Genomic DNA, 12,545 nt, shown 5'->3' on the forward strand with positions numbered 1-12,545 from the left:
GGGGCGCTGCCCTGCGCCCCGGGTCGGCCACAGGTTTCTCCTGAGCGGCTCGGATGTCAAAACCTCTGCTCACATGAGCAGTCAGCGGATGGTGAAACCCCCGTCGACGACGAGGTCGGCGCCGTTGACCATGTCGGCCGCGCCCGAGGCCAGGAACAGCGCGGCACCGGCGATCTCCCGGGGCAGGGCGAAGCGGCCGGTCGGGATGGCCGCCTTCGCCTGCTCGCCCTTCTCGCCCGCCCACGCCTTGCGCCCGAGGTCGGTGAGCACGACGGTCGGCGAGATCGAGTTCGCGGTGACGCCGCGCCCGGCCCACTCCGAGGCCAGCACGCGGGTGAGGCCGACGACGCCGGCCTTGGAGGCGCAGTAGGCGGCGTGGCCGTCCAGGGCCACCGACGCCGCCTGCGAGGCCATCGTGACGACCTTGCCGCGCCCGCGCTCCAGCATGTGCCGGCCGACGGCCTGGGCGGTGAGGAACGTGCCGGTGAGGTTGATGGCCAGCGTGCGGGTGAACGCCGCCGCGGACAGCTCCTCGGCGGGCGCGAGGTCCACGATGCCCGCGCAGGTGACGAGCACGTCGACGCCGCCGGTGGCCGACTCGGCGGCGGCGGTGAACTCCGCCACCGCGGCCGGGTCGGACACGTCGCCGGCCAGGCCCACGGCCTCGCCGGGCAGTTCCGCCGCCCGCCGGCGGGCGGCCTCGCCGTCGAGGTCGACGACGACGACGCGGGCGCCGCGATCGGCGAAGACCCCGGCGATGGCGCTGCCGATGCCCGAGGCCCCGCCGGTGATCAGCGCCGTCCGCCCGTCGAGGCGGAAGCTGAGGTCGACGGCCTCGTCGGTCGGCTCGGTTCCGGCTGCGGTGGTGCTCACGGTTCCTCCGGTGGTCTGCGGGACGGTGGCCGGGGCGGCCGCGGCGACGGTGCTCGCGGTGGCTGCGCCCCCTCGCGTCCGGCCGTTCCAGTGGCGCAGATGCTCGCGACCGGCTTGCACGGTTGTCAAACCCTCTGCTCACATGAGCACATGGGCCCCGAGGAGATCACCGAACTGGTCGTGGTGGCGCGACGGCACTACCTGGACGGGGTCTCCCGCGTGGACATCGCCAAGGAGCGCGGGCTGTCCCGGTTCAAGGTCGGCCGCATGCTGCAGACCGCGCTCGACGAGGGTTTCGTGCGGATCGAGATCCACGCCCCGGCCGGTGTCGACTACGAGGTGTCGGAGGAGCTGCGGGTGCGCTTCGGGCTGCGCCGCGCGCTCGCGGTGCAGACGCCGGACGAGTCCAGCGTGCGCGAGGCGCTGGGCCAGGTGGCCGGGCAGCTGCTGCGCGAGATCGTCACGCGCGACGACCTGCTGGGGATCGACTGCGGGCGCACGCTGCGCTCGATGACCGGCCACCTCGGCGGCATCGCCCACTGCGACGTCGTCCAGATCACCGGCATGGGCGGGGCGGTCGGCGACACCGGCCCGGACATCACCCGCGCCATCAGCGAGGTCAACGGCGGGCGGGTGCACTCGGTGTTCGCGCCCATCGTCGTGCCGGACCGGCGCACGGCCAGCGCCCTGCACGACGCGCGGGCGATCCGCACCACCCTGTCGCTGTTCCCGCGGGTCACCAAGGCGGTCGTCGCCATCGGGGCGTGGACGCCGGAGCTCTCGCAGATCCCCGCCCTCATCGGCGCGGAGGAGACCCGCCGCCTCGCGGCCGCCGGGGTGGTGGGGGAGACGGGCGGGCTGCTCGTCGACGCCGACGGCCGGCGCATCCGCGCGCTCGACGAGCGGCGCATCGCGATCACCGACGAGCAGCTGCGCGCCGTGCCCGACGTCATCGGCGTCGGCGGCGGGCGCGGCAAGACCGCCGCCGCCCAGGCGCTGCTGCGCTCGGGGCTGCTGTCCTCGGTCGTCACCGACGTCCACCTCGCGCGCCGGCTGCTGGCGCGGGGTGCGGGGGCCTGAGGGTCCGCAGGCTCGTCAGCGGCCCGGGCCGGGGCCGGCGGGCACCGCGCCGGGGAGGCGGAAGTGCGGGTTCTCGATGACCCCCAGCACGCTGCCGGCCGGGTCGAGCGCGGTCGCGACGCGGATCCCGCCGCCGACCTCGCGCACCTGCTCGCGCGGGGCGGCGCCCGCGGCCAGCAGCCGGGCCAGGGCCCGGTCGGCGTCCTCGACGCCCCAGTACGTCACCGGACCGGCCGCGGGGTCGCCGGCGGGGTCCAGCGCCAGCTCGTAGCCGGCCACCTCGAAACCCACGTAGAACGGCTCGTCGAAGTACGGCTCGAGACCCAGCAGCCGGGCGTACCAGCGCTTGGCGGCGGCCAGGTCGGGAGCCGGGTAGATGGCGGTGCGCAGTCCGAGGAACACGGCGAGCCCTTCCGGTGCGGTGCGGTGCGGTGCGGTGCGGTGCGGTGCGGTGCGGTGCGGTGCGGTGCGGTGCGGTGCGGTGCGGTGCGGTGCGGTGCGGTGCCCGCGCCCGGTGGCGCGGTCGCCGCCGATCCTGGCGCCCCCCTCCGACACGGCGGCGCGGGCACGGGCGCGGGCTCAGCGGACCAGCGCGGCCACGGCGCCGGCCAGGCCCAGCAGCGCGCCGAGCGTGCGCACGCGGTCCGCCCGCAGCAGCCGGGTCAGCAGCGCCGCGCTCGGGCCCTCCCGGCCGAGCCGGGCGTGCAGCGGAGCGGCGACGAGGGCCGTCGTGGCCCCGGCCAGCGCGGTGCCCGCCGCGGCGACGACCAGCGCCGCGTCGAGGCGCTGCGTCAGCGCCACCCAGCCCCAGACCGCCACCAGCCCCGCGTACAGCGGCGCGACCAGCAGCACGATCCGGTGCGAGTGCGCGCCGTGCGCGGCGCCCCAGCGCTCCGGCCCGACCTCGGCCAGCGCCGGGTAGACGACGGCGCTCACCACGGCCTGGAAACCGGCGTGCAGCGCGCAGGCCGTGAGCAGCGCCACGAGCGGCCCCGCCCCGGCGGCCAGCGCGGGCGTCACGGGTGCCCGCCCTCGTGCTCGTCGCGGTCCTGGTCCTCCAGCGCGGCGTACCAGTCGGCGTACGGGGAGTTCCGCGCCAGGTGCCGGGTCAGGTCCGGGGCGCCATCGTCCCACCACACCGGACCGCGCTCGCCGAGGGCGTGCTTGGCCGCGTCGACGCGGGCGCGGGCCCGCTCGCGCGCCGCGGGGTCCCCGGCGCGCAGCGCGGCGCCCTTCTCGCGGCGCGCGCTCATCAGCTCGGCGACGAGCTCGGCGCGCCGCCCCGGTTCCAGCGAGGGGTCCGAGCACCGCCACAACCGCCCCCGCACCACGAGGTAGCGCCCGTCGGGCGTCGTGGGCGCGCTGCCCGGTCGGGTCACGGAGGGCTCCACGAGGTCGCGGGCGGGCGGGCGGACCCCCATCCTCGCCGCGCCCGGCGCCTGCGCACCCCGGGCGCGGCCCGCCGCTCAGCTGCCGTCGTCGGCCGCGGTGAGCAGCTCCGCGCGCACCGAGGTGACCAGCTCGCCCACCCGGCGCAGGAACTCCGCCGTCGCCGGCCGCGCCTCGTGGTCGCGGTGGGCGTCGCGGTCGCGGTAGACCTCGTAGAACAGCCGGGCCAGCGGCTCGTCGTCGACCAGGTGCGGGGTGTAGACGAGCGTGCCGGGCTCCTCGGCGCGGATGCCGGGCACGGTCTCGGCGACCAGGCGGTCGAACGCGGCGGCGGAGGCGGCGTCGGGCAGGTCGAAGCGGACGGCGATGGCGAACACGGAGTCTCCTGTCAGCGGGTGGTCGGGTCGGTCGTCGGGGTGCGGATCCAGCCGAACGTGCGCTGCACGGCCTGCTGCCAGTCCTCCCAGCCCCGCTCGCGCTCGGCGGGGTCCATCGTGGGCTCCCACTGCCCGGCGCGGTGCCAGCGCCGGCGCAGCGCCTCGGTGTCGGGCCAGAAGCCCACCGCCAGCCCCGCCGCGTACGCGGCGCCCAGCGAGACCGTCTCGCTCACCATGGGCCGCACCACGGGCGCGTCGAGGACGTCGGCGAGGGTCTGCATGAGCAGGTTGTTGGAGGTCATCCCGCCGTCGACGCGCAGCGAGGCCAGCCGCAGGTTCGAGTCGGCGTCCATCGCCTCGACGACCTCGCGGGTCTGCCACGCCGTGGACTCCAGCGCGGCGCGAGCGATGTGCCCCTTGGTGACGAAGGAGGTCAGGCCGATGATCAGCCCCCGCGCCTCGGCGCGCCAGTGCGGGGCGAACAGCCCCGAGAACGCGGGGACGAAGTAGCAGCCGCCGTTGTCCTCGACGGTGCGGGCCAGCGTCTCCACCTCGGGGGCGGTGGAGATGAGCCCGAGGTTGTCGCGCAGCCACTGCACGAGGGCGCCGGTCACCGCGATCGAGCCCTCCAGCGCGTAGGAGGGCGGCTCGTCGCCGATGCGGTGGGCCACCGTCGTCAGCAGGCCGTGCGAGGAGCGGGTGATCTCGGTGCCGGTGTTCATCAGCAGGAAGCTGCCCGTGCCGTACGTGCACTTCGCCTCCCCGGGCGAGAAGCAGGTCTGGCCGAACAGCGCCGCCTGCTGGTCGCCGAGCGCGGCCGCGATCCGGGCGCCGGGCACCACGGAGCGGGCCGTGCCGTAGACCTCCGAGCTCGCCACGATCCTCGGCAGCGCGGCCCGCGGGACCTCGAAGGCGGCCAGCAGCTGCGCGGACCAGTCCAGCGTGCGCAGGTCCATGAGCATCGTGCGGCTGGCGTTGGTGACGTCGGTGACGTGGTGGCCGCCGTCCGGGCCGCCGGTCAGGTTCCACACCAGCCAGGAGTCGATGGTGCCGAACAGCACGTCACCGGCCTCCGCGCGCCGGCGCAGCCCCGGGTCCCGGCGCAGCAGCCACGTCATCCGCGGGCCGGCGAAGTAGGTGGTCAGCGGCAGCCCGCAGACGTCGGCGAAGCGGTCCGGGCCCGCCGCGCCGGCCAGCTCGGTGACGAGGTCGGCGGTGCGGGTGTCCTGCCAGACGACGGCCGGGCTCACCGGGTCCCCGGTGCGCCGGTCCCAGGCGACGACCGTCTCGCGCTGGTTGGCGATGCCGACGGCGACGACGTCGGCGGGGGTGGCCTCCACCTGCGCCATCGCCTGCGGCACCAGCCGGGCGACGTTGCGCCAGATCTCCGCGGCGTCGTGCTCGACCCAGCCGGGGCGCGGGTAGTGCTGGCGGTGCTCGCGCTGGGCGACCGCCACCAGCCGGCCCGCGTGGTCGAAGAGGATGCAGCGCGTCGACGTCGTGCCCTGGTCGATCGCGACGACGTAGCCCCGGTGCTCGGCCCGGCGCTCGTCGCTCACGGCGGCCATCCTGCCCGAGTCAGTCCGCCCGCGAGCCCAGGCCGCGCGAGATGGACCGGGCGGCCTGGCAGACGGCGGGCACCAGCCCGGCGCGCGGGCGCCCGCGGGTGTCCACGAGGCGGTCGGCGTCGCCGTCGATGCCGACGGCCCCCACGACGAGGCCGCCGCGGTCGCGCACGGGGGCGGCGATGCCCGCCGCGCCCTCGGCGAGCTCCTCCACGTCCAGGGCCCAGCCCTGCTCGCGCACCGCGGCGAGGGTGCGGCGCAGCGCGGCCGCGTCGACGGTGGTGCGCGCGGTCAGGGCGCTCAGGCGCCCGCGCGGGCGCACCGGCGCCGAGGCGAGCAGCACCTTGCCGAGCGCGCAGGCGTGCGCGGGCAGCGAGGTGCCGGTGAGCAGCTCCTGGGCGCTGTCGTCGGGGCGGAAGACGTGGTGCACGACGAGGGCGCGGCCGTCCACGAGCGTGGCCAGCTTCACCGACTCGCCCGTGCGGCTGGCCAGCGAGTCGGTCCAGTTCACCGCGTGCGCGCGCAGGTCGTTGGCGTCGATGCGGGGCCGGCCCAGGTCGGCCAGCCCGGGGGAGGCGCGGTAGTCGCCGGCCTCGTCCTGCTCGACGAAGCCGACGTCCACGAGCGTGCGCAGGATGCCGTGCGCGGTGGTCTTGGCCAGGCCCAGCGCGTTGCCCACGTCGACGACGCCCAGGCCCTGCCCCGCGCCGGAGAGCAGCCGCAGCACGGCGGCGGCGCGCTCGATCGACTGGATGGGCCCCGGCACCCCGGCATCCTCGCGCGGCGCGCCCGCGCGCGGCACGCCGAGCGGCCGGGGCGCTGCTCAGCGGCGCAGCCGCCCGGTGGCGGCGAGCTCGTCGGCGACGTCGCGCAGCTTGCGGTTGCTCTCCTGGCTCACCCGGCTCAGCAGCGCGAACGCCTGGTCGGCGGTGATCTTGTGGCGTTCCATGAGGATGCCCTTGGCCTGCCCGATGACGTCGCGGCTGACGACCGCCACCCGCAGGTTCTCCACCTGCTCGCTGGCGGCCAGGGCCGACGCGGCGTGGGCGACGAACAGCTGCCCGACCTCCTCGGACTCCTCGCCGAAGGCGCCGGGGACACCGGAGACCACGTCCAGGGCGCCGAGGTTGTCGCCGGCGACGTAGAGCCGGAAACAGAGCATGCTGCGCAGGTCCACCTCCCCGGCGCGGGCGGCCAGCTCCGGCCAGCGCTCGTCGGTGCTCAGGTCGGCCACGTGCGTGACCTCCTGGTGGAAGAGCGTGTCCAGGCACGGGCCCTGGCCCACCTGGTCCTGCAGCTCGTCCAGCCCGCGTCCGCGCTCGCCGCTCGCGGCGGCGGAGAACACCCGCCGGGCGCGCACCCGCGTCAGGGTGGCGTCCTCGGCGCCGGGGACCAGCGCGGCCGCGGCGGCGACGACGCGGTCCATCACCGCCTGGGGGGACTCCTCCGCGTGCAGCTCGAGCGCCAGCCGCGCCAGCCGCTGCTCGAGGCCCTCGCCCGGCTCCCGCACGCTCTCACCGCTCACGGGATCATCGTGGCCGCTCGGCGCCGCCGGTGCCAGCGGTGCCCGCGGTGCCCGGCCCGCCGCCCGGCCCGCCCCGCGCGCCGCGCGGGCGGCGACGAGCATGATGAGGGCGCACACCGGTCCCCGTCTGGAGAGCCTGCCCGTGAACACGCCGCACCCCGATCCGCACGACGACCTGCTGGCCGCCCTGAGCGGGGACGGCGCGGCGGCGGCGTCCCTGCGCGAGCGCCTGGCGCAGCGCCCCCCGGCGCCCCCGGCCGCGCCCGACGAGGTGGCCCCCGCCGACGAGGTCCTCGTCCGCCCGGCGACCTCCGCCCAGAGCCGCGCCCTCGCCGCGGCGCTGTCGGGGCCGGTGCTGGTCGACGCGCCCCCCGGCGCCGGCGGGCTGGGCGCCGAGGGCCTGCTCGCCGCCCTGCTGGCCGCCGAGGTGCTGCGCGGGCGGCGGGTCCTGCTCGCGAGCGGCCCGGCCACCCTGCAGGCGCTGCGCGCCGAGCTGGCCCGGCACGGCCTGCAGGGCCTGCTCGGCGACCCGGCGGACCCGGCCGGCCAGGCGGACCCGGCGGGTGCGCCCGCGGACCCGCCGCAGGACGAGCGCTGGCTGGACGAGCGCGCCCGCCTGGCCCGCTACGCGCAGGTGCTGCACGCCCCGCTGGGCGACGGCGGCCGCAGCGCCTTCGAGGTGCTCGGCGAGCTGGGCGCCTCGGGCGCGTCCCGGTCCGGGGCCCCGCCGGTGCCCGCCGGTGCCGCGGACTGGGACGCGCAGCGACGGGCGGAGGTCACCGCCCTGCTGCTGGCGGCCCGGCGCCCGCCCGAGGGCGGCGACGGCGACGGCGACGGTGACGACGCCGGTGCGGCGACGCTGGAGGACGTCGACCGGCGGCTGGCCTCCCTGGACCGCCTGCCCGCCGCGCTGGACGCGCTCGACGCGTCGCTGAGCGCGCTGGAGTCCGAGCTGGCGTGGCGGCGGCCGCGCTCGGCGGCGGAGGTCGAGGCGGCGCTCGCGGTCCTGGAGCGCGTCGAGCAGGCCGAGCGCGACTACGCCCCGGCCGCGTTCGGCACCGACCTCGACCTCGCGCGCACGGCCTTCGCGCAGGCCTCGCGCTCGCTGCTCAGCGCGGAGGGGCGGGCGGGCCGCCGCGAGGTCCGCGCCCTGGCCGTCCTGCGCCACGACGGCGCCTTCACCCTGGCCGACGTCGACCGGCTGCAGCGGCTGCGCGAGGAGTGGGCGGCGCACGCACCCGGCCGCCCCCGCTCCTGGGCGGGCCGGGCCGGGCTGGCGCAGCAGCTGAGCGCGCTGCGCGAGGCGCTCGCCGCCGTCCCGGAGGCGGAGGGTGCCGGGGCGCAGGACCTGGAGGCCCTGCGCGCCGCCGCGGCGCGGCGGGAGCCGCTGCGCGCGCCGCTGCTGGCGCGCCGCCGCCGGCTGCAGGTGGGCGAGCAGGGGCTGGCGGAGCTGCTGGCCGCCGTGCCCGCCGGCGCCGCCGAGGCGGACGTCGCCGCGCTCGTGCGCTCGGTGTCGCTGCGCGCCCTGGCCGCGACCGTGCTGCCCGTGCTCGAGGACGCCGTCGGCGACCACGACGAGCGCGTGGCCGCCTTCCGCACCCTCGAGGTGCGGCGGGAGGCCGCCGCCGCGCGCCGGCTGCTCGGCGAGCTCGCCCGCCGCCCGCAGCCGCCGGTCACCCTCTGGCCGCTGGACGACGCGGGCTCCGAGCCGGGGTCCGGCGCGGGGGCCGACGCGGGGTTCGACGTCGTGGTCGTCGACGACGTGCACCGGCGACCGCTCGCCCAGGTGCTGGCGGCCGCCCGGCGCGGGCGGCGCCTGGTCGCGCTGGGCGCGGGCGCCGCGGCCGTGGACGGTGCGGCGTGGAGCGCGCTGGCGCAGCTGCTGCCCGTCGAGGACCTGCGCTGGCCGCCGCCGCTGGAGCAGGTGCCGGACTCCCCGCTGCAGCGCGCCGTCGAGGCGGCGCTGCGGGCGGCCGGCCTGCCCCTGGCGCACGGCCGCCGGGTCGGCGGCTACCCCGTCGACGTCGCCGTCGCGGCGGCCGACGGCAGCGGCGAGACCCTGCTCGCCGTGGAGCTGGACGGCCCCACCTACCGCGCGCTGCCCACGGTGCGCGACCGCGACCGGTTGCGCCCGCAGCAGCTGCAGGAGGCGGGCTGGGCGGTCCACCGCCTCTGGAGCACGGCCTGGTTCCGCGACCCGCAGCGGGAGGTGCAGCGCGTCGTCGAGGCGTGGCGGCAGGCGGGTGCGCAGGTGCGTGCGCGCCGGGCCGAGGAGGAGGCGCTCCGCGCGGAGCAGGAGGCGCGCCGGGCCGAGGAGCGGGAAGCTCTCGCGCAGCCGCCCGCGGAGGCACCCGCGCCGGCGGAGGCACCCGCGCCGGCGGAGGCACCCGCGCTGCCGCCGGGGCTGGCCTCCTCGGCGCAGGACGCCGCCGCCGTGGCGGCCTTCGTCGAGCGGCTGGCCGGCACGCACCCCAACATCGACCAGACGCCGGCGGACGTCCTCGACGCGGCGTTCAACGAGACGTACGCCGCGCTCGGGCTGGCGGCCACCGACCAGCAGGTCCTCGACCACGCCATGGACCTGCTGCTCTTCCGGCGCCGGGGGCTGAAGGTGCAGCGGGCGTTCAAGGAGGCCCAGCAGCGCAAGAAGAAGCGCATGCGGGCCGCGAAGATCAAGATCTGAGGAACCCGGCGCGGTCGGCGGTGCGGGCCGTCAGCAGCGCGGCCACAGCCGCGACCACACCAGCTCGGCGGCGCCGGTGAGCGGGCCGTCCTCGCCGAGGGCGGCCGCCCGCACCGGTGGCGGGTCGGCGCGGCGGAACGCCATGAGCCCGGCGCGGTAGGACTCCTGCAGGACGTCCCCGGCCACCTCGGCCACGCGCACGCCCAGCCCGCCCAGGGTGACCAGGTCGGCGTCGAGCGCGTTGACGAGCCCGGCCGCCCCGCGCCCCAGGGCAGCGGCCACGCCGCGCACCGCGGCGCCCGCGCCGGCCTCCCCGGCCGCGGCCCGGTCCAGGACCCGGTGGCTGGAGGCGACCGGGTCGCGCGGCACCGGCTCGCCGAGGGCGCGGGCCAGCGCGGCACCGTCGAGGGCGGTGCCCCAGCAGCCGCCGGCGCCGCAGCCGCAGCGCACGGCCGGGTCGCCGAAGGGCAGGTGCCCGAACTCCCCGGCGGTGCCGCGGGCGCCGTCCACCAGGACCCCGCCGGCCGTCAGCGCGCCGCCGAGACCGGCGTCCAGGTGCAGGTGCAGCGCGGCGCGGGCACCTACGGCGGCCCCGCGCGCGGACTCCCCGACGGCGGCCAGCCGCGCGTCGTTGCCGGCCACGAGGAGGTCGCCGTCGATCCCGGTGCCGGTGCCGGTGCCGGTGCCGGTGCCGTCGAGCAGGTCGCGCGGCCAGGCCCGGCGCAGGTCGACGTCGGACCAGCCGAGCAGCGGCGCGTGCAGGCGGTGCCCGTCGGTGACGAGCCCGGGGACGGCCAGCCCGCAGCCGCGGACGCGGCCGGGGAAGCGGCGGGCGGTGCGGCGCGCGGCGTCCCGCACGGCGGCCAGGACCCGGGCGGGGTCCGTGCCGTCGTGGTGGCCGCCGGTCGCGGCCACGGGCGTGCCGCCCAGCTGCACGGCCTGCAGCCGCCAGCTCTCGTGGCTGACGACCGCGGCCAGCACCAGCGGGCCCTGCGGGTGGGCGCTCAGCGGGCGGGTGGGCCGTCCGCGGCGGCCGCCGGAGGTGGGCGCCCCCTCCTGGAGCAGGTGCTCGGCGACGAGCCGGGTGACGACCTCGGTGGTGGTGCCGGTGCTCGCGCCCAGGGCGTGGGCGACCTCGGCGCGGGTCAGGCCGGGGCTGGCGTGCACCAGGCGCAGCAGCTGCGGGCCGCGGGCCGCTCCGGTCGTCATCGCCCCTCCTTTTTGCTCGACACCCGAGTATATTCGTGGTCGTGCGCCCGACCCCGCGACCCCCGCTGCCGCCCCTGCTGCTGCTGACCGCCGCGCTCTTCGCGGCCGTCACCACCGAGGTGCTGCCCGTGGGGCTGCTGCCGCAGCTGGCGGAGGCCTTCGCCGTGGACCAGGCGCGCATCGGCTGGTGGGTCTCCGCCTACGCGGTCGTCGTCGCGGCGGGCGCCGTCCCCGTGACGGCCTGGCTGGCGCGCTGGCCGCGCCGCCCGGTCCTGCTCGCGCTGCTGGTCGGCTACGCGCTGAGCAACGCGGCGGTCGTGCTCGCCCCCGGCTACGGGTGGGCGCTGGCCGCGCGGCTGCTGGGGGGTCTGGCGCACGCGGGCATCTTCTCGGTCGTCGTGGCCACCACCGTCGAGCTGGTCGCCCGCGAGCGCTCCGGGCGGGCGCTGGCGCTGGTGAACTCCGGGGTCACCCTGGCGCTGACCGCCGGGGTCCCGCTGGGCACCGCGCTCGGCGCCGCGGTGGGCTGGCGGTGGGCGTTCGCGGCCACCTCGCTGCTGCTGCTCGTCCTCGCCGCGGCCGTGCCGGCCGTGCTGCCGCCCGGGCACCGCGCCGCGCCCGCCGACCGGCCGCCGTCGGTGCGCCAGGCGCTGCGCGGCAGGCCGCTGCTGGCCGTCGCGCTCACCACGACGCTGGTGACCCTGGGGCACTACACGGCCTACACCTACGTCACGCCGATCGTCCTGGCCGCCGGGGTGCCGGGCGGCTCGGTCAGCCTCGTGCTCTTCACCTATGGCCTGGCCAGCCTCGTCGGCCTCGCGCTCACCGCGCGCCTGGCCGACCGCGGCGGCTCGGCCGTGCTGCGCTGCGGCGTCGCCCTGGCCGTGGCGTGCCTGCTGGCGCTGGCCCTGGCCGAGGGTGCAGTCGCCACCGTGGCCGTCGTCGCGCTGTGGGGCGCCGCGTTCGGTGCGCTGCCGACCCTGCTGCAGACCGCCGCCCTGCGCGCCGGCGGCGGCAGCGACGCGGCACCGGCCCTCGTCAACGCCACCTTCAACGTCGGCATCGCCGCGGGCGCGTGGGCCGGCGGGCTGCTGCTGGGCGCCGACGTGCGCGCACCGGCGCTGGCCGGTGCCCTCCTCGCCGGTCTGGGCCTGCTGTCCACGCTGGCGCTGCGGCCCGCCGCCGGGGACCTGCCCCGGCAGCGGACCCGGCGGCGCCAGCGGCACGGCTCAGGGCTCGACGACCATCCGCACGGCGCCGGTGCGCACGTCGTAGACCCCGCCGCCGACGGGCATCGTCGGCGGTAGGAACGGCCAGGAGCGGATGCGCTGCACGTCGCCGACGAGCGTGGCCTCCTGGTCGGCGATGGTGCGGAACTCGATGCTGCGCGAGTCCACGCCCTGCGCCAGCACCTTGGCGTGCACGTCGGCGTCGGTGTTCTTGGTCATGCCGCAGTCGGTGTGCGCCAGGACCAGCACCCGCTGCACGCCCAGCAGGTAGTGCGCGAGCACGAGCGTGCGCAGCACGTCGTCGGTGACCCGCGCCCCGGCGTTGCGCAGGATCTTCGCGTCGCCGGGGCGCAGGCCGAGCACGTCCAGCGGGGAGATGCGCGAGTCCATGCACGTCAGGACGGCCAGGCCGCGGCCCGCGACCCCGGGTCGGCCCTCGTCGACGAAGCTCGCGCTGTAGGCGGCGTTGGCGGTCAGGACGTCGGAGAAGTCATCCACGGCAGGTCATCGTGGCACCTGCCGCGCACCGTCCCGAGCCCGGCCCGGTCCCGCCCCCGCTGCCGTGATCTTCCACGGTGCACCGTGGAAGATCACGGCAGCGGGGCAGCGGGGCAG

Annotated in this window: 13 protein-coding genes; 3 read left to right on the forward strand and 10 right to left on the reverse strand. The window is 78.1% G+C overall.

Going from position 1 to position 12,545, the window contains the following annotated elements; translation table 11 throughout:
* Positions 1–81: 81 nt before the first annotated feature.
* Positions 82–873, reverse strand: coding sequence for a GolD/DthD family dehydrogenase (locus tag GTQ99_RS12065; RefSeq protein ID WP_166615979.1), 792 nt, complete (start codon positions 871–873; stop codon positions 82–84).
* Positions 874–1,023: 150 nt separating this feature from the next.
* On the opposite strand from GTQ99_RS12065, the gene GTQ99_RS12070 reads away from it, so the two are divergent.
* Positions 1,024–1,953: a sugar-binding transcriptional regulator gene (locus GTQ99_RS12070; RefSeq protein ID WP_166615980.1), complete on the forward strand. Its 930-nt coding sequence runs from the start codon at positions 1,024–1,026 to the stop codon at positions 1,951–1,953.
* A 15-nt stretch (positions 1,954–1,968) separates the two neighbouring features.
* On the opposite strand, the gene GTQ99_RS12075 is transcribed toward GTQ99_RS12070, so the two are convergent.
* The 7 genes from GTQ99_RS12075 to GTQ99_RS12105 all read right to left on the reverse strand — a co-directional run bounded on the left by GTQ99_RS12075 (position 1,969) and on the right by GTQ99_RS12105 (position 6,809).
* Positions 1,969–2,355: a VOC family protein gene (locus tag GTQ99_RS12075; protein WP_166615981.1), complete on the reverse strand. Its 387-nt coding sequence runs from the start codon at positions 2,353–2,355 to the stop codon at positions 1,969–1,971.
* A gap of 177 nt (positions 2,356–2,532) precedes the next feature.
* Positions 2,533–2,973, reverse strand: coding sequence for a hypothetical protein (locus GTQ99_RS12080; RefSeq protein WP_338074944.1), 441 nt, complete (start codon positions 2,971–2,973; stop codon positions 2,533–2,535).
* Positions 2,970–3,332 carry a hypothetical protein gene (locus GTQ99_RS12085; protein WP_166615982.1) on the reverse strand — a complete coding sequence of 121 codons (363 nt, stop codon included), beginning with the start codon at positions 3,330–3,332 and terminating at the stop codon, positions 2,970–2,972. The genes GTQ99_RS12080 and GTQ99_RS12085 overlap by 4 nt, the downstream gene beginning before the upstream one ends.
* 87 nt (positions 3,333–3,419) lie before the next feature.
* The gene (locus GTQ99_RS12090; protein ID WP_166615983.1) at positions 3,420–3,719 is read right to left on the reverse strand and encodes an antibiotic biosynthesis monooxygenase; all 300 of its coding nucleotides are present in this window, start codon (positions 3,717–3,719) and stop codon (positions 3,420–3,422) included.
* 11 nt (positions 3,720–3,730) lie between these two features.
* Positions 3,731–5,278, reverse strand: a complete 1,548-nt coding sequence (gene glpK / locus GTQ99_RS12095; protein WP_338074945.1) for a glycerol kinase GlpK — start codon at positions 5,276–5,278, stop codon at positions 3,731–3,733.
* A 19-nt stretch (positions 5,279–5,297) separates the two neighbouring features.
* A complete protein-coding gene (locus GTQ99_RS26890) occupies positions 5,298–6,050 on the reverse strand; it encodes an IclR family transcriptional regulator domain-containing protein (RefSeq protein ID WP_166615985.1) in 753 nt (250 codons plus the stop codon).
* A 57-nt stretch (positions 6,051–6,107) separates the two neighbouring features.
* Positions 6,108–6,809, reverse strand: a complete 702-nt coding sequence (locus GTQ99_RS12105) for a GAF and ANTAR domain-containing protein (RefSeq protein WP_338074946.1) — start codon at positions 6,807–6,809, stop codon at positions 6,108–6,110.
* A gap of 142 nt (positions 6,810–6,951) precedes the next feature.
* Between GTQ99_RS12105 and GTQ99_RS12110 the strand changes: the two genes are divergently transcribed.
* A complete protein-coding gene (locus tag GTQ99_RS12110) occupies positions 6,952–9,492 on the forward strand; it encodes a hypothetical protein (RefSeq protein ID WP_166615986.1) in 2,541 nt (846 codons plus the stop codon).
* Positions 9,493–9,522: 30 nt separating this feature from the next.
* Here the strand turns inward: GTQ99_RS12110 and GTQ99_RS12115 are convergent, their stop codons facing one another.
* Positions 9,523–10,701 carry an ROK family protein gene (locus GTQ99_RS12115; RefSeq protein WP_166615987.1) on the reverse strand — a complete coding sequence of 393 codons (1,179 nt, stop codon included), beginning with the start codon at positions 10,699–10,701 and terminating at the stop codon, positions 9,523–9,525.
* A gap of 41 nt (positions 10,702–10,742) precedes the next feature.
* Here GTQ99_RS12115 and GTQ99_RS12120 point away from each other — a divergent pair, with 41 nt between their 5' ends.
* Positions 10,743–12,008: an MFS transporter gene (locus GTQ99_RS12120; RefSeq protein ID WP_166615988.1), complete on the forward strand. Its 1,266-nt coding sequence runs from the start codon at positions 10,743–10,745 to the stop codon at positions 12,006–12,008.
* Here GTQ99_RS12120 and GTQ99_RS12125 read toward each other — a convergent pair.
* Positions 11,931–12,428 carry a carbonic anhydrase gene (locus GTQ99_RS12125; RefSeq protein WP_166615989.1) on the reverse strand — a complete coding sequence of 166 codons (498 nt, stop codon included), beginning with the start codon at positions 12,426–12,428 and terminating at the stop codon, positions 11,931–11,933. The genes GTQ99_RS12120 and GTQ99_RS12125 overlap by 78 nt on opposite strands.
* Between the last annotated feature and the right edge of the window lie 117 nt (positions 12,429–12,545).

It is taken from the genome of Kineococcus vitellinus, assembly GCF_009906315.1.
Taxonomy (GTDB): domain Bacteria; phylum Actinomycetota; class Actinomycetes; order Actinomycetales; family Kineococcaceae; genus Kineococcus; species Kineococcus vitellinus.